This is a genomic window from Photorhabdus heterorhabditis (assembly GCF_018448905.1).
GTDB classification, from domain to species: domain Bacteria; phylum Pseudomonadota; class Gammaproteobacteria; order Enterobacterales; family Enterobacteriaceae; genus Photorhabdus; species Photorhabdus heterorhabditis.
The window spans coordinates 49,593-74,996 of sequence record NZ_RCWA01000019.1 but is presented as its reverse complement, the minus strand read 5'-3'; the positions used below and the strand labels follow the sequence as shown (position 1 = coordinate 74,996).

At 42.9% G+C, this 25,404-nt stretch carries 11 protein-coding genes; 7 read left to right on the top strand and 4 right to left on the bottom strand.

Features of this window, described 5'->3' with window-relative positions:
• Window positions 1-591: 591 nt before the first annotated feature.
• The 7 genes from EAE89_RS13295 (at window position 592) to dhbA (ending at window position 11,862) form a co-directional block, all read left to right on the top strand.
• Window positions 592-2,718 (top strand): TonB-dependent receptor, encoded by a 2,127-nt coding sequence (locus EAE89_RS13295; RefSeq protein WP_214086033.1) that lies wholly within the window; start codon window positions 592-594, stop codon window positions 2,716-2,718.
• 138 nt (window positions 2,719-2,856) lie between these two features.
• Entirely contained in the window at window positions 2,857-5,991 is a 3,135-nt protein-coding gene (locus EAE89_RS13290; protein WP_214086032.1) for a condensation domain-containing protein, read from the top strand.
• A 315-nt stretch (window positions 5,992-6,306) separates the two neighbouring features.
• The gene (locus EAE89_RS13285) at window positions 6,307-7,146 is read left to right on the top strand and encodes an ABC transporter ATP-binding protein (protein ID WP_420849765.1); all 840 of its coding nucleotides are present in this window, start codon (window positions 6,307-6,309) and stop codon (window positions 7,144-7,146) included.
• Between the two features lie 272 nt (window positions 7,147-7,418).
• Window positions 7,419-8,600, top strand: coding sequence for an isochorismate synthase (locus EAE89_RS13280; protein ID WP_054477705.1), 1,182 nt, complete (start codon window positions 7,419-7,421; stop codon window positions 8,598-8,600).
• Window positions 8,600-10,240 (top strand): (2,3-dihydroxybenzoyl)adenylate synthase, encoded by a 1,641-nt coding sequence (locus EAE89_RS13275; RefSeq protein ID WP_276525718.1) that lies wholly within the window; start codon window positions 8,600-8,602, stop codon window positions 10,238-10,240. The genes EAE89_RS13280 and EAE89_RS13275 overlap by 1 nt, the downstream gene beginning before the upstream one ends.
• Window positions 10,227-11,102, top strand: a complete 876-nt coding sequence (locus tag EAE89_RS13270; RefSeq protein ID WP_214086031.1) for an isochorismatase — start codon at window positions 10,227-10,229, stop codon at window positions 11,100-11,102. The genes EAE89_RS13275 and EAE89_RS13270 overlap by 14 nt, the downstream gene beginning before the upstream one ends.
• Window position 11,103: 1 nt before the next feature.
• Window positions 11,104-11,862, top strand: coding sequence for a 2,3-dihydro-2,3-dihydroxybenzoate dehydrogenase (gene dhbA / locus EAE89_RS13265; RefSeq protein WP_054477711.1), 759 nt, complete (start codon window positions 11,104-11,106; stop codon window positions 11,860-11,862).
• Window positions 11,863-11,965: 103 nt separating this feature from the next.
• Here dhbA and EAE89_RS13260 read toward each other — a convergent pair whose 3' ends face one another.
• The 4 genes from EAE89_RS13260 to EAE89_RS13245 all read right to left on the bottom strand — a co-directional run bounded on the left by EAE89_RS13260 (window position 11,966) and on the right by EAE89_RS13245 (window position 25,037).
• Window positions 11,966-12,883, bottom strand: coding sequence for a hypothetical protein (locus tag EAE89_RS13260; protein ID WP_214086030.1), 918 nt, complete (start codon window positions 12,881-12,883; stop codon window positions 11,966-11,968).
• A 126-nt stretch (window positions 12,884-13,009) separates the two neighbouring features.
• A complete protein-coding gene (locus EAE89_RS13255) occupies window positions 13,010-13,318 on the bottom strand; it encodes a phage holin family protein (RefSeq protein WP_054477716.1) in 309 nt (102 codons plus the stop codon).
• A 52-nt stretch (window positions 13,319-13,370) separates the two neighbouring features.
• Complete coding sequence (locus EAE89_RS13250; protein WP_214086029.1) at window positions 13,371-17,780, bottom strand: SpvB/TcaC N-terminal domain-containing protein; 4,410 nt, start codon at window positions 17,778-17,780, stop codon at window positions 13,371-13,373.
• A 57-nt stretch (window positions 17,781-17,837) separates the two neighbouring features.
• Window positions 17,838-25,037, bottom strand: coding sequence for a Tc toxin subunit A-related protein (locus tag EAE89_RS13245; RefSeq protein ID WP_214086028.1), 7,200 nt, complete (start codon window positions 25,035-25,037; stop codon window positions 17,838-17,840).
• Window positions 25,038-25,404: the final 367 nt, after the last annotated feature.

The window sequence follows — 25,404 nt, the reverse complement described above, 5'->3', positions numbered from 1 at the left end:
GACCGGGGTGAGTGAGTGCAGCCAACAAAGAGGCAACTTGAAAGATAACAGGTATAAATTTATTTGGGACTCTTTATCTTTCTCGATTGATGGAAGAATTTCGTTATTTATATTCCTAACTTAGGCTGTGAATCATTTCTTTATTTCCCTAGTTTGCTTGTTTTTTGTGCTTGAAATAATTCTATAAAATATAGGGATATACTTTCAGTTAATTTCTTTCTGGCTAAATACATTCCTAAAACCACATATTTTACCGAGTTATCTTTCGCTTTTTTTATTTCTTTGAAATAAAAAATTGTTTTATATATTAAATTTATTTTTCTGTTGTATTGATCACATTTAGTGATAATGATTTTTATTTACATACAATAATACACCTTGTTATGATAATTATTACTATTTAAGAAATGTTATAATAAATTAACACCGAAAGTTAATAATAATATAGAAAAACTATTCCAAACGAAATTAACATGGGTTAAATCGCACCATGTTTTTTACAGACTGGGGTCTGCCAGTCAGCAATGTCACGATTTAATTCATTAATCGGTTAAAACTATTTCGTGTAAGCTGGCTAAAGGAGAAAAATGAATGAATAAGTTGCACTCAATTCTGCAACATGATGCATCAGAAACAGAACATACTAAAAAATCGCGTTTTGTAGGTACTTTTAGTGTTTTATTTTTCGGTGCCATTGCGCTGACTGGCACTGACGCTATTGCGGCAGAGAAAAAGAACACACAAAACGACCAAAAAGGAAATACCAAGGCATTATCATCAGAAGAAGATGTGTTAGTGGTAACCGGAGAGAAAGTTAACCGCACTATTTATGATAGTGGTTCAAGTGTCGAGGTTTATAATCTTCGCAAAATGAAAGCTATTCCTAATCCTGATGTTAACACGCTGCTGCAAATGACGCCGAACGTTGTTGATAATGGTATTAGTAACGCTCTTCCCGCCGTTCGCGGCGTTGATGGTTCAGGCCCTTCACAAGGTGGGATGGCTTTCCTGAGTGGAACGCGTCCTAGAATCAACGTCTCTATTGATGGGCGCTCATTTACCTATAATGAATTAGCTTTTGGTACGCAATCTTTGTGGGATGTAGAAAGTGTCGAGGTATTTCGTGATCCACAGAGTTATATTCAGGGAAGGAACGCAATTGCAGGCGCGGTGATCATTAAGTCACTTGATCCTACCTTTTATTGGGAGAGCGCAATCAAAAGTGGTTTCGCAAATCAGGGCTATCAGCAAGTTGCCGCGATGGCTTCGGGTCCTTTGATTGAAGATCAACTGGCTTTCCGTCTTAGTGTCGATCGTCAAGATCGCGATAGCTTTGCAAACTTGGTTTCTTATGATCCCGTTGGCGATCCGCACAAAATTGAATCAACCACGGTCCGCGCGAAGTTGCTGTTTGAACCACTGGCTATTCCTGAGTTATCCACGAAATTAACGGTTAACCATCTTGATAGTCGTGCTCCTCAGAACGAAGCATACAATCCAAGGCATACTCTTAATTTAAGGCATGAGCTATTCAGGCCAGTTGTAGAACGAAAAACGACCAGTGGGATCTGGGATGTTTCATGGGCTTTGTCAGATACCATTAGCTTGGAAAATAAATTGATTTATACCGATCTTGCTTATCACAGATTAACTTCGTCTAAAATTCCAAAAGCGGATACTGATGGCAAAGAGGTAGAATTTGAACCGCTTATCCGTTTTCAAGGTCTTGATAATAGGCTGAGTGGTTTGGCGGGTGTGCGTTATTTCTATGGTAAACAGGATGAGTCTATCGAGCTTTTCGGGGGCAGCCAATTTAATGATAAAACAGAAACAGCCTCTGCCTATACTGTCCTGACCTACACGGTTGTTCCCGAGGTTGATGTAACTTTATCAAGCCGCTTTGAACGTGAACATAGAACGCGTAAAGGAGGGGGACGCGAACGTGTAGAAATTGATTTTGATAAAACCTATAACGCTTTTCTGCCTAAAATTGATATCGCTTGGAAACCGCAGAAAGATCAAACCGTCGGGATAGCTGTTGGTAGAGGTTATAACGCAGGTGGTGCCGGGATTATCCTTGATAATACTTATACCGGTAATCCTAATTATACCTATAATCCTGAATATGTCTGGAACTACAGCCTCTATACGCGTAACAGCCTGATGGATGGTAAGCTGGAACTCACCTCTAATCTTTTCTATAACGATTATAAGGACATGCAGTTGCCTTACTATCTGGGGCCAAATGCAACCATGATACGTAATGCTGGTCAGGTTGAAACGTATGGTGCAGAAGTTGGTGCCCGCTGGCAGCCGGTCGAAAAACTTGAGCTAAACGGTAGTCTCGGCTTGCTGAAAACGAAGATTAAAAGCTTTTCAGAGAGCGGTATTCAGGGTAATAAATTACCTCGCGCTCCAGGATATACCGCAAACCTCTTGGCTAGATATTTATTGACAGAGGATATTGATGTTAGCGGTAATGTTATGTTCTCAGATACTTATTACTCTCAATATGACAATTCTGCCAGCGGGAAAATCTCAGCATATTGGATAGCTAACCTTCAGCTTGGTTATAACTTCAAGTGGGGGCGTGCTACATTATTTGCTCAGAATCTGTTCGACTCCGATAAACGTTTATTAGTTCCAGATAATAACGTTAATTCAGCAATTTATCAGCGTCCGAGAATGATCGGTGCGACATTTGAATTGAAGTTCTAAGGCGATTAATCAACAAATTGGAACAGTAACTCAAAATAAGTAACCGGACAGGGGGATGAGTAGGATCACTTTGTCCGAAAAATGGCAAAAGATTATATGTAGCCCAGCGTTGACTGGAGAAGCGGGAATGGCGGGAATATGGCAAGAGAGTTTAAGCGGTTACTGACAGATGATGAAGCATTGCTGCTGGATGAAGTATTTCATGCCCATGCTGTTGGTCACTCATCTTCGGAAGTCCAGGAAACTGAAAAGGATTTAACTGAATTTGAAGAGATGATGTGGCTTCATCATCAACAAGAGCCTGATGCTTCTGGTCAATTTGCTTGTGCCTGGTCGCTAACAGGGAATATCAACATAGGTCGGCTTATCAGAGCATTAGAGTTTCTTACTCAAGATATAGCTGGAATTAATGTTAGGTATCGTTTTGATGATGAAGGCGATTTGCGTAAATATTGCGATACAACCGCGAATTCTCCTGTTGAAATTTATCAGGTTCAGTCTGATGAAGAAGCGATAAATAGGCTACTCAAGGAACAATGTAAACCTATCGGGCTTGATGAGCATCCACCGGTCAAATTTATGTTGTTTATGAATGGAAAGCATGGGGTTATTTTGGGTGTGATTGTGCATCATATTCTGAGAAATACCGTGTCATTGTCGCAGATGCTTACTATGCTTTCGGATACCTATAATAATGGCTTGAAGACCATCGGATTTGGACAGGAAGATTTATTTAAAAAGGGTATCCCGGCTAAATGGTTATCATGTGAGTCTGGAAAAATAGGCATTCCCTGGCTCTATAAATCCGATACCACCAAGAGCGTGTTGATCAAAGAAACGGGTAAAATCAGTTATCTTGATGATTCTCTTCATAATCGTCTTGTGACCAGATATCGTACTACAATCAATGTTGATGCATTTGCTCCATTTTTACCTACGGAGAAAACAGCATATTCAGCACTAGCAACAGTAGTGGCATTATTCGGTTGCTATATTGCAGTGATAGGCTCTCATTTGGATGTGAATGTCAGTGTATCGTGTGACCCAGAATATACACATGATGAACTCAATAGCCAATTTTTCTATTCAGCATTAACGTCGTTGCGTGTGTGCCAGGATGATAGAAGCCTTGGCAGAATAATTGCCGATATTGCAAGGCAGATAGAAAGTGGCAATCCACAAGCTAGCAATGAAGTAGAGTATGGGCAGGATAACCCACATATTCTGGTGACTTGGATTAATGAATCCCAGTCATCACTTAGGTTGAATGATGTAATTGTTGAGTTATTATCCATTCCACCGTTGAGCGCCCATTTTGATATCTCGTTGGCTGCCGGAAATGTAAATGAGGAACAATGGTTTTTTGAGTTAATAACGGCTCCGTCAGTGTCTGCACATATCGGCGCATTTCTGTTAGAAGGTTTTTGTACATTTATTCATGAGCAAAATGTTGCTATCGCACCAAAACTTACGTCTATTTTTTCGTTTCCAACGAAGAAAAAACATGGAGATATCAGTGATATATCACTGACTGTTGCTAAACAGCAAAAAGAACATGAAGCAACGGATAGAAGCGATAGCCATCGTAAAATAGCTAATATTATCTTAAATGAATTCAGACAAGCGCTCTCTTCGCCAGAAATGACAGTCAGTGATGACTTTTTTGATCATGGCGGGCACTCACTTATTGGCACCCGCGTGATAGGTAGATTATTGAGCCTACATAACATAGAGATTCATATTAACCATCTCTTTAGTTATCCGACAGCGTTGAAACTTGCCGAATATGCGCAATGTCATGATCCTATTGATGAAAACAAAAATCAGTTGAGTAAAGAACAATCTGAAGAAGATATTTCGGTTGTTGCACCTTTGTCTCTTGCGCAAAAATCTCTATGGAAAGCGTATGCGGCATTTGATTTCAACGATATCTTCAATTTACCTTTTATTTTAAAATTTTCTGCAAATATCAATGAGCAGGTACTCCAGCAAGCCTTTTTTGATGTACTGCAAAGACATTCTGTATTGCGTAGCCTATTTTATGAGAAAGAGGGTGAAGTTTATCAACGTGTCGTCCCAATGCAGGATTTATCGAACTATCAGTGGTTTTGGGGTTCTCGCGAATATGGTGCACTTTCCTCAGAAGAAATATTAAAAAAAGAGGGAAAGTATCAGTTTGATATATCCGAAGAACTTCCTTTGCGCATTAAATTTGTAACCGATAACGTTTCAGGACAGCAGTTTTTGTCCATGCTGTTTCATCATGTGTCACTTGATGAGTGGTCTGTTGCTTTGCTTATGGAAGATCTTAAACATGCTTATAAATACAGGCTGATAAATGAGATACCAGCGTGGCAAGAGCAACCCTTACCATTCTATCAATATGCAATCAGGCAAAATGATGAGGGAATGAATCAGTCTCATCTTGATTATTGGGTTAATAATTTACGGGGTGCGCCAAGCGGAGAACCCATTTTTAAAAATGCGGTCAGCGAGTTATCTGGGCAGGCGAATTCTTGTGAAGGTGTTGAGTTTGAGATTGAAAAAGTGGTGGCTCAAGGTTTGCAGTCACTTGCCAGAAAAAATGGCGCTTCATTCTTTAATATTCTTTATGCCAGTATTGTTGCCTCGCTTAATTTATTGGGGGCAACCGATGATCTTCTTGTGGGAACATCGGCTTCGGGACGTGATGATGCGAGCTTCTTTGATACTATCGGTTATTTTACTACGCTTGTGATACACAGGGTTCGTTTTACTGAACAAATGACATTTACTGATCTTATCACTCAGGTGAAGAGCAATATCAATGATTCGCTACCTTATACCGATATCCCCATTGATCTGATTGAAGAAGCGTTATCAGGCCACGCAGATCAAGGAAAAGATCATTTGTTCGAGGTATATATTCAGTTACATGCGAAAAATAGTTTGAGCGGTGAGTTCCATATGTTGGATGGAAGCCATATTGCATTTCAACAGGTTGTTTTGGAAAAGCAGGAATCTCTGCTAGGGCTTCACTTTGAGATTATGGAAGAGATGATTGCAGGTGAAGAAACGGTACGTATTTTGTTTAATTATCGTTCAGATCGTTATAGTGCGGCTCAAATCGCTAAAATATCAGAGACTATCAATGGCATTTTGATACTGTTTGCAAAAACACAGGATAGCGATATACCGCTTAGGGCGATCCTGCCAAGATTATTCCACGCGTATATACCCAATAGATTTCAAGATGGATCGCGACGGCAAGGGAGCGAATCCCCGGGAGCATAGATTACTATGTCATAGAGAACGATGTGACCGGGGTGAATGAGTGCAGCCAACAAAGAGGCAACTTGAAAGATGACGGGTATATACCCAATGGATTTCAAGATGCATTGCGGCGGCAAGGGAGCGAATCCCCGGGAGCATAGCAAACTATGTGACCGGGGTGAGTGAGTGCAGCCAACAAAGAGGCAACTTGAAAGATGACGGGTATAGATATCCTTTGAATACGGGTTTCTATTTAGCACTGAATAATCCTCTTGCAGTCTGCATTTATATGAATATTGATGCGGACTGATTAATCCCGTTTTTGTGAGAGAGTTGATGACAACACTAATGCCAAAACATGATAACCAAAGTATTTTGTTACCTTGTCGTTTGAGTGTGGAAGAATTGCGCCTGGGTTACGGTGAACATGTCGTCTGTGATGAACTGAATCTGCGTATTCCTGATAGCCGTTTTACCGTGATTATCGGCCCTAATGGCTGTGGTAAATCTACGCTGTTGAGAAGTTTATGTCGTCTTCTGCGCCCAGAATATGGCAGGATTTGCCTTGATGGTCATGATATTCACACTATACCGACGCGCGCTTTGGCTCGTCAGTTAGGATTATTACCGCAAAGTGTGCAGGCTCCTCAAGGGATCAAAGTTGTTGATTTAGTGGCGCGCGGGCGTTTTCCCCATCAGCGGTTATTGCGTCAATGGAGCCATAAGGATTATGAAGCGGTACGCCAGGCAATGGATGTAACCGGTGTAACACAGCTTGCTGAATGTGTTGTTGACGAACTTTCAGGTGGTCAGCGCCAACGGGTTTGGGTTGCCATGGTGTTGGCTCAACAAACGCCATTGTTATTACTGGATGAACCGACAACCTATCTTGATATTGCTCATCAAATTGAGTTGCTTGATTTGTTTTGTAATCTTAATCAAGGATCGGGATATACACTCGTCGCAGTGCTTCATGATTTGAATCAGGCTTGCCGGTATGCAGATCATCTGATTGTGATGGCCGGGGGGAGGATTGTGGTGGAAGGCGTGCCCGGTGAGATTATTACGACAAAATTAATCTCTGAGGTTTTTGGACTCGATTGTGTCATTATTGATGATCCCGTCAGCCATACTCCTTTAATTATCCCGCAAGGACGGCGTTTAACAAAGGGATAACCATGATTTTTAGATGTATTTATTAATTTCTGATAGATTCAATCAACAACTATTAAGACCTGGCAGAATAATAAGATGGTACGAAATAAAGTCTCTAAATGGAATAAGGGAGAAATGTTTTAGAAATATAAGTTTTAATAAAGTTAAATTATAGATAAATTTAATTATTGACGATCTAAGTCATAATTTTATTTGTAGCAAGTGATGCAAAATTATATCGAGGAAGAATTCCATTTTCGTGACTACACGATTAACCGATAGAGGTAAGACTTGTGTCAGATCTATATAGAGATGATTTGCTGACTGGTTTTAATGATCTTAATAATAAGGATTTTCTGTTTCTTTCATCCAGTAAAAGTTTGTTGGCTCGTGGGCAATATGCAGTTGTATCAAAGCCACTTGATGATGCAGTGAATCCTGACAGCCTGATTCAGCAAGAAATACGTCAATTATTTCAGCAGGCGAAGAGTGATGGGATTGAAAATCCTGTTCTGGTGGGGGCAATTCCATTCGATAAACAGCAAAATGCGGCACTTTTTGTCCCTAAACAATGCAATTGGTTCCAAAGACAGCAGTTTCCTTCGCTTGTTTCCAATTCCACCTATACAGAAAAGAAACGTTATCAGTGGCCTGATAAAGCCCATTTTAGCCAGATGGTGAACACTGCCGTTGATGCAATGCGCAATCATGCATTAGACAAAGTTGTCCTTGCGCGGTTACTTGATATCGAAACCCATCAGCCATTAGATTCAATTCAATTATTGCGACATCTTAATCAGCAAAATGGTTGGTGTTACAACTTCCATGTTCCTTTGGAAAATGGGGCATTGATTGGTGCGAGTCCAGAATTATTAGTACGTAAACAGGGCAACACTATCTTTTCTCAGCCGTTGGCAGGTTCAGCAAAGCGTAGTGAAAATCAGGAAGAGGATTACAAATTACGTCAGGCGCTTATTCAGTCCGTCAAAGATAATTATGAGCATCGGTTGGTGACCGATATGATAAGAAACGTACTCGAAAGCCGTTGTCAAAAGCTACATATTTCTAATATGCCGTCCACCATTAGCACGCCTGTACTTTGGCATCTTGCCACTGATATTGAGGGAGAGCTAAAGGCACCACAGGAAAACGCACTTTCTGCTGCTTGTCTGCTTCATCCTACGCCGGCTCTCTGTGGCACGCCGTATCAGACCGCGAAAAATTTAATTGAGAAATTAGAGCCGTTTAAACGAAACCTCTTTGGCGGCATTGTGGGGTGGTGTGATGCGAAAGGGGATGGTGAATGGGTGGTGACTATCCGCTGTGGTGAAGTGAATGCTTCGCGGGTAAGGCTGTTTGCGGGAGCTGGTATTGTGCCTGATTCGAATCCAGAGTCAGAGTGGCAGGAAACAGAGGTTAAATTTTCAACTATGTTACGTGCATTCGAGTTTTCACAGGAGGCATGTACGGCATGATAGTTGAATTTAATCGTTGGCCGAAAGCGTTGGAGCAACGCTATCGTCAGCTTGGTTATTGGATAGATCTCCCTCTTAGTGACATTCTTACCCGTCAGTCAGATAACGGGCAAATTGCGCTTATCTGTGGAGATCATCAGTTCAGTTATGCTGAACTTAATCTGCTAGTAGATAGTTTTGCTGCCGCATTACAACAACAAGGCGTTAAACGAGGACAAACCGCCTTAGTTCAATTAGGCAATGAGGCTGAGTTTTATATTGTTTTCTTTGCCTTATTGCGACTTGGAGTAGTTCCGGTTAATGCGATATTCAGCCATCAGCGTAATGAACTTTGTGCTTATGCTGATCAGATTACCCCCGCATTGTTAATTGCCGATCGCAACCATTCCTTGTTTTGCGACGACGATTTTATTGATGAACTTAGAGTCCGCATGCCGTCTTTATGTCACGTTGTCTTGAGTGGTGATAATGACGATATTCTGGATTTTGAGACTCTGCTGGCACAAGGCGCTGGTGATTTTATCGCTAATCCAACACCCGCTGATGAAGTTGCGTTTTTCCAATTGTCAGGGGGAAGTACGGGAACACCTAAACTTATTCCCCGAACGCATAATGATTATTACTACAGTATTCGCGCCAGTGTGGAAATTTGTCAGTTTAATGCTGAAACTCGTTATTTATGTGCACTTCCTGCTGCGCATAACTTTCCTATGAGTTCACCGGGGGCATTAGGGGCGTTTTACAGCGGGGGACAGGTCATTTTGGCGCATAACCTCAGTGCTGATTGTTGTTTTCCACTCATCCAACAACATCAGGTGAATGTTGCTGCACTGATACCGCCAGCAGTCAGTGTATGGCTTGAAGCGATAGCACTTGGTGGTCACCGTGACGCGCTAAAAAGCTTGCGATTGCTACAGGTCGGTGGGGCAAGGTTAAGCGAGAGCCTGGCCAGACGCATTCCAAAAGAAATGGGATGCCAGTTACAACAAGTTTTTGGTATGGCTGAAGGATTAGTGAACTATACCCGGCTGGATGACGACGAACAGCATATTTTTATGACGCAAGGCTGTCCCATGAGTCAGGATGATAAAGTTTGGATTGCTGATAACGATGGCAATCCTGTTCCTCCTGGCATTGCTGGCCGGTTGATGACTCAGGGGCCTTATACCTTCCGTGGATATTACCGCAGCCCACAACATAATCAGCAGTGCTTTGATAGTAATGGATTCTATTGTTCTGGCGATCTCGTCATCATGACACCTGATGGTTATTTACAAGTAGTGGGACGTGAAAAAGATCAAATCAATCGCGGTGGGGAAAAAATTGCAGCAGAGGAAGTTGAAAATCTACTACTTCGGCACCCTGATGTCATTTATGCCGCGCTTGTCGCTGTTCCTGATGAGTTAATGGGTGAGAAAAGCTGCGCTTTTGTTGTATTACGAAAACCGATAAAAGCCGTAGTCTTGCGGCGTTATCTACGTGAGCAGGGAATAGCAGATTATAAATTACCCGACCGGTTTGAATCTGTTCCTTCATTGCCGACAACACCTATTGGAAAAATAGACAAGCAACAATTACGTCAACTTGCTAAGCAATTTGTTCAGCCATCATTCGTTGGAGAAAGAAATGAGTATTCCTAAACTGAGTAGTTATGATTTGCCTGTAGCAGAAGGGCTTCCGACAAACAAGGTCAATTGGTCATTGGATAAAAATCGGGCTGCATTGTTAATTCATGATATGCAAAATTACTTTCTTAACTTCTGGGAAGAAAATAGCCCGTTAATTAATCAAGTTGTGGCTAATATTGCCAGACTGATAGAAACCTGTCGGGAAAATGGAATACCGGTATTTTATTCCGCTCAGCCTAACCAGCAAAGTGATGAGGATAGGGCGCTATTAAATGATATGTGGGGACCCGGGCTGAACTGCCACCCCGAACTGCAAAAAATTATAGATGCACTCGCTCCCCAGGCTGGTGATACTGTTATGGATAAATGGCGATATAGTGCATTTCAGCGCACTGATTTTGAGCAACAGCTCAAAATAGTTGGGCGTGATCAACTCATTATTTGTGGTGTTTATGCCCATATTGGTTGTCTAATGACAGCAACTGATGCGTTTATGCGTGATATACAACCCTTTATAGTGGCAGATGCTGTAGCTGATTTCAGTTATGAAGAACATATGATGGCGCTTAAATATACCGCTGGGCGCTGTGGACGTGTAGAGACTACCGAACAGCTTCTTGTTGCCTTAAATGCAAAACAAGTGCAATGGAATAAGACTCGCCTGAAAGGGCTATTACTGCCTTTATTAGATGAGGATAGTGGTGATATTAGTGATGATGAAAACTTGCTCGATTATGGGCTGGATTCTGTACGCATTATGTCTCTCATTTCCCATTGGCGCCAGCAAGGATATGAAGTGGATTTTATTTCATTAATGAAAAATCCAACAATAAATGGTTGGATGACGCTATTTACTGAGAGTCAGGGAGCTTGAAATGAGTATTACGCTTGATTTTAGCGATAAAATTGTCTGGGTAACCGGCGCGGGTAGCGGTATTGGTTATCAGACGGCTTACCGTTTTCAGCAAGCGGGCGCGAAGGTGATTGGGTTTGACATCACTTTCCCTGATGGGGATTTGCCTTTTACACCTTATTTGCTTGATATCAGTGATACTATTGCCGTTTCACATTGTTGCGAACAACTCCTTGCACAACAGCCACAACTTGATGTGCTGGTCAATGGTGCCGGAATATTACGCCTTGGTGCGACTGAAGAGATAACGTTTGAAGATTGGCAACAGTGCTTGTCTGTCAACGCGGGAGGTGCATTCAATCTATTTCAGGCGACTATTCCCCAGTTTCAACGCCAAAAGGCGGGGGCTATCGTCACTATTGCGTCAAATGCGGCTCATGTTCCTCGTGTTGGTATGTCGGCCTATTGCGCTTCTAAAGCTGCACTGCGTAGTCTCTGCCTGAGTGTTGGGCTTGAATTAGCACCTTATGGCGTTCGTTGTAACCTTATTTCACCAGGATCGACAGATACGCCAATGCAGCGTGATATGTGGCAAACAGCAGCTTCTAAGCAGCAAGTTATTCAGGGATTTTCTGAATTATTCAAACTGGGTATCCCACTTGGGAAGATAGCGACGCCAACAGAAATTGCTGATGCGGTATTGTTTATGGCCTCTGATCTCGCAAGCCATATTACTTTACAGGATATTGTCATCGATGGTGGTGCAACGCTTGGCGCTTAATCGTCTATCATTGTGAATAACGGGCTGGATTAGAGATTGCTAGAATTGACTGTTCTTCTTCCTTTAGGAATGTGAACAGTCAAGGCGTAAATTCTGCAATATCTTAAATGTCTGATGGGCGCTGAGTTTTGATACAGATAAGACGCTGGGTTTCCGGTTCATAACTGTGTTCAATGATCTCGCTGTTACCGTATTCTTCGCGTAATTTTTGTCCGGCTGCGGAATAAGTCAGGAATTTGACGATCATCTGTTCACTGTGGCCTTGCTGCGTCAACCAGCTACTTTTTAATTGACCGGTCACATCATAGGCCAAACGCTGGATATTTCCTTCCGCATCGGTCTGAGTCAGTAAAGCGCCAGTGGCATCCCAGTTGCTTTGGGTAGTATAGACCTCGCTGGTCAATATGTTCTGCCAAATAATTTCGTTGTCACCAGTCCAGTTTGCCTGTTGATCGTCGATCAGTAATTGCTGGGATTGTGATAAAACGCTACCCGTTAGCGACAAACTCTCAGGTCGAGTGACTCCTGCGGCATTGTAGTGGCGTACACACTGGCCGGCAAGGTTGTGGTTTTTCTCTGGTTCGGTACCGCTGGCCCAGATAAGACGTTCGATAATATGAGGCTTTTTTTCCTTTGGTTCTTGTTCTGTTATGGACAGCAAACGTCCGGGCAGGGAAGAAGATTCATATTGTCGGGTTTGTATGGTGCCGGTTGCTGTCACGGTTAGTACTGGACGGCCTTCAATATCATTCAGTATGACCGTGCGACCTGCATCAATGCTTTCGGTACTTAAGGGACTGCCAGTCAAATCATACTGCCAGAGAAAGTTAGGTTTTATCGTACTATCATTCTGTCTGGCGTCATACGGGGGTGTATCAATGCTCTGGTTCAAGTACCCGCGGACATCATACTGATGATGGGTGATACGTTGAAAGCCAATGACACTGACAGTCAGGCCCCGGTTATCGTGGACCTTGACGGCAGGTGTGTGTTGATAAAGTTTGGGGTCTATGACTTTCATGACTTACCTCTTTTTATTGTGTTGCTGCATTTAATCATTTCTGTAATCGCAGTTTCCTCAGCATAGTCGGTGTTGAGGTGTTCGTTATAATAGCGGTCAGATTCTTGTCACAATAAAAACCTGCTATTACTTTCCTCCGTGGTGAATAGAGAGTCGGCGCCAGAGCCAATTCAGCCCGGTACTTCCTGTTGTGCCGAATAGTCCGGCAATTGCAAAAGTCATATAGATGCTGCCGCCACTTTCAAAACTCATCAATCCTCCCAGTACACCCGTAAAGCAGGAGATGATGAGTTGACAAAGTACGTTAATCCAACTCCATTTATATTGTTTATTTTGCATATCAATAAGGTATCTGACTAATCCACCCCAGGCCGCAACAAAACCAACGATCAACCAGATAATAAGTTGAGTATCTGACGGTATTATGAACGACACCTTTCACCTCTATATTTGTTTCCCGCCCGTTAGCCGGGCGGGATTTATCAAGTTACATTTTCACCTCAGCTGCTGTGTCATTTTCATCCTCATTGACGGTAAACCAGGGAGTGAACAAGGTTCGGCGAAACCAGCCTTTTGCGGTGATAACCTTCACCTCTCGACCAACGGGGTCATATATATGGGTATCGGCATAAGCTTCTTTTCCGGTGCTGCTATCGCTAACATAACGCCAATCATTGAGAAAATAAGGCTGATAGGTCCGTATGGGTTGTCCTTTATTGTCATATTCAGTACGCCCGGTTACCGCCCAGCGATTATCGGTATCCTCAATTTTCGTGACCAGTGAACCCTCGTTGTTGCGTTGCCAGGCTTTTCCTGCCTCATGTCGGACCGCTGCTTGCAGCAAGCGGCCAAAGCCATCACTGAATGTGACGTGTTGGCGAATTTGTTGAGCTGTATCGTTGTCATAACGATCTGTAGTTAGTGTGAGACTGTGAGGCGGTAAACGGGTACTACTTAATAGGTTGACTGGTTGAGTGGATACACTTCGGTTTTGTAGCCAGCGGCGATAAGCGAGTATGCAGATACGCCCCTCTTTAGTGATGATTCGGGAATTTTGCAACATTTGTTGTTCTTGTTCTGACAGCGTATTTAGGGTTCTTTGACTTAGCACTGGCATCCAGCTTTCCGGTGCATAAACCTGACACTGTGCTACGGGGAGCGTTCCAGTCAGATCAATAGCTGCGTTTACGTTGGTTGGTGGAAGGAACGCGGTTTTTTCCGGTGAAGTATAACCCGTCATCACACCATTTTCTGTTCCCCAAAAGCGCTGTGTTATCGGACGGCCCAGTGCATCCAGCGTAATAAAGTGTACGTTGTCATTTGCATCAGTGAGTTGTACGGGAGTCAGAAAACGCCAGTCATATTTTGCTGATGCTGTCAGGCCAGCCGCATTGCGTGTTTGTATCACGACACAATAATTTGCATCCCAGGTTAATGTGATTTTTCCTGTGAGCTGTGTCTTGCGCTGTTTTAGTGGACGCCAGAACTGCGTGGCTGTGCCGTAATCGGTATAACCATGACGGGCTGTCCAGATTTTACCTTCTCCGGTACGAGGGAACAGATAATCTGCTTGTTGATAGCCGGCTTGTTTCAGCGTTGTTGGCAATTGGTCGGATGTGATACTCCCATCAAATGCTGACAATGTGGATTGATTGAAGACAGTCGTCTCTGTGAAAGCAATTAGCGCTTGCCGTGTTGGTATTGGCAGTGGTGTTGCATTTTGCCCATCGGTATAAAATGTTTTTTGCTGACCAAGGTATTCACGTGGCTTGTCATCCGCAATCAGGCTGTTTTCAGCACGCAGAATTTCCAGATTTAAACCATCGACAGGGAGATGTTCAGCGTCATAAGTAAAGATATCACTGCGAGTATCATCCGATAATCCCAGCATTCTAACGGTATTGCTGGTTAGATGGTGCCAACTGAATTGTTGATAGGTTAGCCGTAATTGATGTTGCTGGTCATCATAACTGTTGGCAAACAGGGTATCGGGCAATATATCGGGATACGGACTGGTTGCGGGCTGATTGCGACGAGGATATTGGACTGAAATCCGTTTCAGAGGCTGGCCGAATAGATCACTGGACAGCGTGATATCTTGGCTGCACTGCGGATCGCTGGCAATACGTTCATAGTGATAACTGCGGCTTTCTGCCATGGATGACCAAAGTACAGGATATTGACTATCTGTATTCTGTAATCGGCGGACCTGTGGACGGAATTCGGTGACCGTATAGGGAATTTGTTCTACCGCACTGCCATCCAACCCATACAGTTCACTGCGTAGCGGTTGACCTTTTAGCGCCCGATATAACCAGTATCGAGCGTTGTCATCTTCTGGTGTCAGGAGAACATCTTTGTTATTTATCCAGGCGGTAAAGCGTGGTGTAAAACCATTAAACGCCTGGATATCGCCTCGCCAATATTCGGTTGATAATGCGTTATCTATTTCAGGTAGACCGGTAGCATACCAGTTTTTAGTTAGCGCTGGTGGTGTACGCTCAGGTGCACTGCCTTGAGCCAGTTGATGGCTATCCGTTTGTTCAACATAACCAAATCCGCGAAATTCCCGTTCACGTCCGTCCCAGGCACCATGAACATAACGCATGGTTGTCACTAATTTGTTGCCGCTGATTTCGTCTTCTGTTTCCGTCTGCCAGAGAGTGTGTACCGGGAAGGGCAGATAGCAAACCGGTGTTTGTCCAGAAGCCAGTGCCTTGGCTTTTTCATCCAGCCAAAATTGAGCGGAGCTGCGGTAACGCAGAGTGTGATTGGCACCCATATTGTTGTTCATTTCACTGAGTAGCCAGGGTTTATGCAGAGTCAGGTCACAACGCCAGTGATGAGGAGCCATATACGGTACGCTCAGTATCAGGCTGGCGACTCCCTGGCCTTGAATATCGGCTACTTGTAACTGACAGGTATTATCAAAACGTAGACCGTCTGGGAAGGTTAATGTCACAGGGGCGGCGAAACTGTTGCCACTTTTATTTAAGAAAATATCCAGACGATTTGTGTGAACATAAATCAGGTCAGTTGGACCGCTGCCATCTAGGTCAGCCAGATAAACCTGAGCAGGGTTAAATTCAGTTTCTGGTTGGTTAAATCCCGGTAGGGTAATTGGCTGACCAAAGCGCCCGTGTCCCAGATTCGGCCAACAGGTAACTTTAGTTGCGCTGACTTCAACCAGATGTGCTTGACCGGAACCCAGTACATCACTAAAAGCCACTAATTTACGGGCATCAGCGCCCGGTATTGGCAAGGTTACATTACCGGATTGCACTATATCCTGTCCTTTGGTAAAGCCGCCGCGGGTATTGGCATACAAACGCACGCTTTTGGGACCGATCAGAACCAAATCAGAGAGTCCGGCTCCCATTAAATCGGCAAGTTGGGCGCGGGGATGAAAATATTCTACAGGCAGAGCGTTGAGCGGAGTAAAACGTGTCCAACTGCCATCCGGGCGTTGGCTATGGTATCCCCGTAATCCCGGTCCGGTGATTACCCAGTCAAGTTGACCATCACCGTTGATGTCTACCAACGATGCATTATTTTGCAGAGAGGGAATAATTGATAAGGGTTGCATTTTTTCCCAGGTGACCGCGTCTTGGTTGCTTCCGGTTTGGCGCTGTGCAGCACGGTACCACCAAGCTTCTTTGTCTTGATACAGAAGACCGGGTAGCCCTTCACCTTTTAGATCAACCAATTGCCAGCGCTGAATTGCATTGAAATTTTCCAATACATCCATCGGCTGCCAGTGAGCATGATGCTGTGGCGAAAAATCCTGATATGCAAATTCCAGTGGTGGAAGGGTGACGGCGGTGCCATCTTGTTCATGTCCCACCTTGCGAACCGATACCAGTGTGCTGGCTATTGCGTTTTCGTCATAATCCAGTATCAAGCGTGAAACTGGTGTCAGTTCATCGGGGTTTTTTGCCTGTCCGGCCAGTGTTTGCAGACGGTGATACATCAGTATCTGGCGGCATAAACGACGAGTACGCAATTCGAAACCGTATTCATAACGGGAAAAACGGTCTTGTCGGCAAAGCCAATTATCCGTTGTTGTAAATGCTGGTGATGTTTGTAGGTCATTATTGCGTTCGCCGTAATCAAATACGAGACAGAACAGCCAGCTTGCTTGAGACGGGATATGACCATCCAGACTTGGTAGCGTTTCGCTGGCTGTCAGGTTACCGTAATGTACGGTGTGGAGATAGCGTTGGGCTGTAGCTTGTGGATGTGCTGTAATCTCATCAGTTTCACAACCTGCTTCATTTTCGGTGCGGTACTGATAATAGATTTGCTCACCATGCGGTGACACTGATGCTTCTAGTAGCCACTGGGCTGTTTGCGTAGTGTCTGATGGGGTACTAATACGTGCTTGAGGATTTTTGCCTAGCAAGTGTACCTGTCCATTTGGGCTGTATATCAGCCAAAAATCTGTTGCGTTTGTTGTTTTCGGCTGCCAGTACTCTAACCGGCTGAAATGACTTTCCAAGCGGTAACGGTAGCCGGTAACGGTGAAAGTGGTACCCAAATTGATGTCTTGTAATGTGGATTCATCACGGGGGTGATCCACCATAACCAGAACTTCGCCTTCCGGTCCGAGGAAGGTATCGGTTTCATTATAATGGGGAACACCAAAATGTGTGCGGCGGCGAATAGCCATAACGTTGCAATCCCAGCCTAGTCCAAACGGGCTATTACCGGCACCGCTATTATAGTTCAGGGTTAATGAGGGGGCATAACCGCGCCCGGCAGAAATGGGCAATGGCAGAGAAAGTGCAGTCATACCATCCGGTCCGGCGGGTGTTAATGCTTCACCCATACCTGTGATAGCGCCCCCCCCTTTGGGCAATGACAGCTCTGTAATATTGAAATCTTGTGAATTTTGCATATAAAGACTCCTTGCAGGCCCCGCTTAGGGGCCTGTTTTAATACTTAGTTGAGATGGTTATTGGCGAATGGTGTAGCGAATATGCAGAATGATGTCGTTTAGACTCTCCAGCATGACTTTTTGTTTTCCAGTTGCATTTGGGAAGCTCAATGTCAACGTACCATTATCGATTGGGATTCCTTCAAACGGCAGGAACTTGCCATCATTGAAATCCAGCTGGAACTGACCACTGTCATTCATCCCATGAGAAACCGCCAGTGATTTGCAACTTTCAGCTAATCCGGTGACATTTCCGCCGTAAGACAGAATGGCTTGTACATCTTGATATGGTCCTAATAGCGCTGGTAGGGTAACACTGAGCTGTTTAATACGGCGAATGTTGCCTACTCCGCTATCTGTTGGATAATCATCACGGATTTGCAAGTCAGCTAATGAAATGGATGCTTGCAGAGAATTTCGGGCGTTCCCTGTACCAAACTTCAGGGTATTATTCCCGTTACCGGCATTGCCTGATCCACGTCTGACTAGTTCTGCAATTTTCTCTGACAGGGAAAATCGACCTTTATTTTTATAGAGTTCTGCCAGTGAGACGGTGCGTTCTATCTCCAGTACACGTTGTTCCTGTTTTAGGTGCGCATCTTCCATTTGTGCCAGATTCAGCATCAAGGCTTCACCTGCGAGCAGGCCGGCATGGGTTCCTTGCCAGGCTCCAGGTTTAATGAAGCGTACAGAAGCATTATTAGTTTCCCAGCAATAGGCCATTTCTGCCATCAAACAACGGGTTACCGCCAGATCGTAGAATTGGAAATAAATGGCGGCTAGGCGACCACGTAGCCAGTTGTACAGCGCCTGATTGCTGAACTTACGTTGCAGGAAGACCAATTGTGCTTGAGTTTGTTCCTGTTGGATTTGCAGGCTGGTTTTCTGCAACACAGTGGCTTCACGGCGTATAGTCAATGAATTGAGCTGAGCATCAATTTGTTTCAGCTCGGTTTCTGCATTATTACGCTGGATTTCCCATTCCTGACGACGACGACGATAGGCTTCAGATTGGCTGATTTTATCTGCTTCTGTGTTCATGACACTGGCTGAGAACTCCATGACATTACCTGTAGCTTGAGCAATTGCCCCCCAATGGCTGCCGCCATCAGCTAAGCCGAAAATGTTGGGTGCCAGATCAAGTGCTGCGCCTGCCAGATGTGATGCTTGAAGAGCAGTAGAAAGGCCAGCTATGGAGGCACGCAACGTCATTGCCTGTTTTTCACCGGCATTGATATTTTCATCGAACAGTTTGCTGTAACTGTCAAAACGTGATTGTGCTCCAGCGCGGTTTTTTTCCAGCACAGTTTTTTCAGCATCTAGCTCTTCGATGGTTTTGTCTTGTATGCTCAAATTGGTCAATATCAGTTCTGCCGCCTGATTCTGCAACAGCGTATTTAGTGCTTCTGCATCTTGACGTTCGATAATATTTTGTAACGTGGAACCAAACTGCGTGAGTTGACTTACCATGCTGCGCGCGTTTTCCAGCATGCGTGGGAAACGCCATAATGATATAAATGGTTGCGGGAGAACCCCTCCGGCCTGTGAGCTGGCGACAGTGGCGCTGAGCAGCGCTTTTGGATCTGCCGGTGTAGCGTAAATAGGTAGATGTAATGGCTGACCGTCGATAGAAAGGTTATGGCGCAGGTTGTATAACCGTTGTTCCAGTGTCTGCCAGTAGCTCAGCATGACTTCATTGACCTGCGGCAGGAAAAGATCTGTTTGTGTGTCGGTTGTAGATTGGCCCTGTCGTAAGGCTACCATTGAGCGGGAATGGGCTTTTTGTCTCTCAATATCTGCGGTATCTTTCAGATCGGGTTCGCTCCACACTGAATTGAGTGAAAGATGAGGCTTATCACCCAATAGGTGTAGTGCCTGCATATACCACATTTTTGCTTCGTTGAGCGTGTCCCGTTCCAGCTGGCGATAAGCATAATCTCCATGTGCTATTAACAAATCAAGGGTCCGCATAAACGTAGCAACTTTGTAATGCATCGGATCATGTTGAGCTACGGCGTCAGGATCAACCGAGTCTAATGGGTCATCGTTCCAACTGGTATCTTCCTGTAATGGGCGGACATTCCAGCGGTAATTTTGAATTTGACCATTAACAATATAACCAGACGAATTCCAGACATATTTCAGCCAACGGTTAGCTTCATCAAAGTTTTGTTCATGTAGCAAACGTTGAGCAATCAGCATCGGGGTATAATAGAACAGTTCCCAGAAATAGAGACTGTTAGCGCCGCTGAAATCCATCGGTTCGTTCTTAACATCTTTCAGAACATTAACGCTTTCGAAATGGGTCAAAATAGAGCTAGGACTTATTGTGACTACCCCATTAGCATCTCTGACAAAATGAGGGCCGCCCCAGGAACTATCTGACAATGATTTCTGAAAGGTCATATAAACCTTGGCGTGAAAATCTCGATTTAGTGGCGCATCATCAAGAGGGATAAATAAAGTTATGTTTGCGCGGGTATCGCCTAGCTGACCTGAATAGATAATATGTGAGTTATTATCTACAACATGTTTGAGATAAAGCTTAAACCAACGTTCATTACCATGAATCGATGGGCTATAAGGGGGTATGACAAACGTAGCATAGAAACCCTTACCTAATTGCGACTCCTGAATATTCTGAGTATCCATACTTAAGATAGTATCGATTCCAGCGGTGGCACGGCTAATTAATTTGCGGGCAAACAGCGTGTTAAGTCGAGTACGATAGATTCCCCACTGTATATATTGCGCCCCATTTGCATCATGGTTAAGGGTCAGGACATCATTATCGGTACTTACCTTACGAGTGACAGTAATACTGAAATGTTCCTCTCCCAGTTTACGATCATTTTCTCCTTCGGCAAATGGCTCAGCAAATGCGGTAAAGGTGATATCAATACTGGCTGAATTATTAATGAAATTCAGACCTGAACCCTCTATTTCCAGGGAATTAAATTGATAAATCATCTCTTCGAAGTTGGGTGATGGCTGAGTGGAAACCTGTTTGTCTGCTGTAAAAGTTTGTATTTTACTGCCAGCATTCACTGTTACTTGAACTTTTGTCGAAGAAATTGCCGTATTGATATTTATTGGTCCTGAAACATCAGTAGCAATTCCCATGTTGTCAATCATAAAGAGGTATTTATTAAGATCATTGGGCTGATTCTGGGGATCGGTAACATAATCATCACCAATGGCAGCATTGTCTTTGCTCAATGTTCGACGCGCATCAGGTATCCATGCTTCGACTTTAGATGAATAATTGGTATCCCGATGGAATAATAGTCTTCCTTTATCAAGCTTACTGGCATTTCCACTATACTGATAAATGGGGTAAAACAGTTGTTTCTTTGTTGAGTGATCTGGGTTGACGCCTAAATTGTTATAGATAATAAATTTGTCGCCCAATTTACCGTATTTCTTCATCAAGTTACATTGATTACGTTTTTGGCCTTCATATCCATTATGAATAACTCTTAATTTAGGTGAAATTTTGATTTTTAAATTATCTGATTGAGATTCTAGGCTGATAGCTGAAATATTCCCGCCATACACCATACCGAGGTAATGTTCTTCCCAATTGTAGCCCTTATTATTGTTTATTGATGAGGGGATTTCATATTTTTCTGCATAGCGGTTATTCACTCTTATGATACTGTTTGTATCGAAGTGTTTATAGCTATTATCCCGATAAGATGTAATTTGTGTAATTGGCATGGATTTGGAGGACATATCGGAGAAAATATACAGTCCTTGCATTGAGGCGTTTTTATAATTATCTAATTTATTTTCTTTGCCGTAAAACATAACCAACAAGGTATCTTCACCCTGATAACCTGCACAATAGAATCCGAGTGCTTTATTGGCCAATTTTAAATCAGATATTTTGCTATTTACATCAAAGGTGATTGGTGTATTCCAGGTTCCGTCATAGCGGATATGTGCTAGTTTTAATTCATAATAATACTCTTGGATAGTTTTTTGACCATTTTTTTCCTGTTTAGCAATCTTCTTCTGTTCCAGCCAGGTTATATGCAGACGGGATTGGTAAACTACCGGGCGGATAGTGTCCTGATAGGGATGAATCGGACAGTCAATTTTGTACCACTCACTCCAGGCGTTAGCGGCGAATTTGCCATTGCTGAATTTATTGTGATCCACGCTGCGCCAGTAATATTGATTAACTTCTGTTTTACTGTGTCCGATAAAATAGGTTAATCCCTGATCACTATTAATATTGTCGTGATAGGCGCTGACGATTTCCAGATTAGCTACTTGTTCGAATGACGTTAAATAAGAATTAAAGGCATCTTCTACAGTATCGGTATTTAATTGACTCTGGCTGACGGATTGCAGCAGTGTATCCATCATTTTTGTTTGTCCGATACGCATGGTCGGATCAATGTAATTTTCAGGGTAATAAGCGAGTTTCGATACGCTGGCCCAGGTGCTGTAGCGTTTATTATATTTATCCCAATCGGCAAAGAATTGACGGCTGGTTACATTCTGGACTGTATTTTCCTCTATGTTTTTCAGTGCCTGGTTAATATACAGTTGGATGCTAGCAATTGCTTCAGCAATTCGCGTGGTTTTAATAGCGGCGGAAACTTGATTATCAATCAATAAATACTGATACAGGTCATCACGGTTTTTAATCGCGGGGCCTTTATTAGTGATGTTGCGGATATAGTACTCGCTTAATGCCGTACTGCGGGATTCATCCAGAAATGCATGCAGGGTATTGGCCTTTGGGGTATCTAAACCAGCAGTTAATGCTGTAGCTATGTTTTCCCACTGGTTATAAGCAGCGAAAAGGTCATTGGTGAGTAATTCTGCCAGTTCTGAAACATTCTCTGGAGAGACATGTAATTGACGCGCTATATCAACCCATTGCAGAATGGCGTCGATAGATGCCCAACTGATGAAGGGATTGCTTGGCTGTATTTCATTGGTAGTTAATGAAATTAATGGATTATGTTTTTGTTCTAGGGTACTGGCTTGTAATAGCAGATTTTTATCAAGGTTCATGGCGCTAGCCAGCTGTTTTGCCGTTAATGTTCCTTTTTCAAGTTCGGTCAGGACGAAAGAAGCTTTTTTGCCCAGTGAATTAATCCAGTCAGCAAAGTGTGTCATCATTATCAATGATAATGCGTTAGGTGTTGATTCCGTTTCGGCTGTAGTGCCAAAGATTTGCGGTTTTGTTACAAACAGATGGAAAGCGTTTTCGTTGAGACCCGTGGAACGGTAGATCAGCGCCAGTTGTGCCAGGCACTGGCAATATTGAATAACGGGTTCAGCTTGTTGCTGGAATTCTGGTTGAGTTGTAACGGGGTTTACCCGTAACCAGCTCCATAATTTCTCAGCTGTCATTTTTCCTTTGCCGGGTTCTAATTTATCCGCCCAGGTGAGGATGGCATATGCCGTATGTTCAGACGGTAATTGCAAAGCGGCGGTGATATAAGGCGAAATAGCTTCCAGCAGATTTTTTTTGGTTTTCTCCGCTTTCTTATCAAAATCTTTTAAGCCGTTATATACAGTATCCAGCAAGTTGTATATTTCTGGGATCAGGGTTTTATCATAGTTATTAGTGGTCATGATGAACAACTGATATACACTTAGCTTCTGTGTACGCAGCCATTCGGTAATGTCATAGAGTTTGTTAATTAATAAGACCAGCTCATTATCTGTGATTTTGAGTAAGTTGGTTTTCCCTTCACCCGTAGCAATGAGCAATAAACCTAATTCATTAATAGTCAACTGATGGATATCTGCCAGTAATTTGGTGAGATAGAGATGAGAAAGATTCTCTATATTATGGATAATTTTTCTAGTGGTGCTACCACCATTGACGATCTTTACTAGGCGATAAAGTGAGACATCATCGACATTAAAAGCACGTTTAAGCGCAGTTTTTTTCCAGTCGTTGGTATTGTTTGGATTTAAATCAATCTCTTTATTCTCGGCAGAAAAATCTTGCCCATTCAGTTTGGGAGTATTAAACAAACGATCAAATTGGCTGGGGCTGTTATTATCATCACGTTGTGAAATGGGGGCTTTACACAGTATTAGTGCTGTTTCAGTATCAATACCGTAACGATGCATATAGTATTTTACACGAAAGACTTTCTTTAGTACTTCTGCATTGATGTTGAGTCCTGGGTTGGTATTGGAGATAATTTCTACCAATACGGGTAGTGGCAGATTTGTAGCTTTGGACAGACGAATAAATTTATTCCGTTTCAACAGAAGAAGATAATCATATTTTGCGTTGGAAGGTGTTGTACTTTTTATTTTTTTTGTAGTTAATGTAACATTCAATTTAGTTAAATGACTAAATTCTTCATCAGTCAGATTATAATAATTCCTCAGATATTCTGGGTTTTCTATCAGGGAAGGATTAATATTACCAAAATTTTTATTATAAAGACTCTTTGCATTGGCTTCGGTAATTTCTTCTGTCAGAATATTAAACAATTCAGGTGAAACAGATGAATTAATCTCCAACAGAGAAATTTGATACATGAGTTTGGCGACGGTTGTTTTCGGTGGTGTACTGGATTGTTCAAATACTGGAGCCTGTAACTGAATAATTTTACGCACGCTTTCATAAGCATCGTGATATGGCAGTGATCCAGCAAAAGGGAAGGTTGATAATTTTTCCATTATTTCAGCATAGTGACTACGTCCACTCTGATTGCTAATAATACTTTCGAGCAACACGTTATTAGACAGAGAAAGTGTGGATATTTCAGTATCCATATTTTTCTGGCTGAGCGTTAGTAACTGTAGATCCGGGCGGCGTGTATCCAGATGATAAATAGAATCGCTCGTATGTAAATCGCGTGCTTGACGGTAAAGTTCGGTCAGGTAAGCGGCAGGCGAGAACATGGAAGAAATTGAGTCTGGTGCTGCATATTGACTGGCGCGGTTGCCAAATTTACTGTTATAACCTTGTTGGTCAGCATGGGGTTTGGTCAAGGTAAGTTGTATTGCATTTTGTAACTGAGGATTAGCGCGTTTCAGAATACGAGCTTCATGCAGTAGATTATCTTTTTGCACCTGTTTTGCATCAAGATATAAGCTGACGGTTTGTGACCATGAAAGCTCGCCTCGTACTTTCTGGCGGAGTTCATCAAAAGAGAGATGGCAGATATCGGTCAGAGAAGTAAAGCTTTTTCCTAATGCTTGTTGGTATGCAGGATTGAGTGTATTCATATTTATTCCTTTTAAATATTAAGTAAAATAAGATACTTATGCGGCCTTGCTTATCGTGGGTTTATACCTGTTATCTTTCAAGTTGCCTCTTTGTTGACTGCACTCACTCACCCCGGTCACATCGTTATCTATGACATAGTTATCTATGCTCCCGGGGATTCGCGCCCTTGCCGTCGCGATCCATCTTGAAATCTATTGGGTATATATCTATCAAAAGCAGGCGGAAAATATAACGTTTGATAGCAGGCTGAATAGATTGAAAATAGTGGAAAAATAAAGAGAACCATTCAGCTATAAACTATTCCATGAAGTTATTATCTATTATTTATTTAAATGGTCGTTATGATGCAATAACAAAATTTATAAT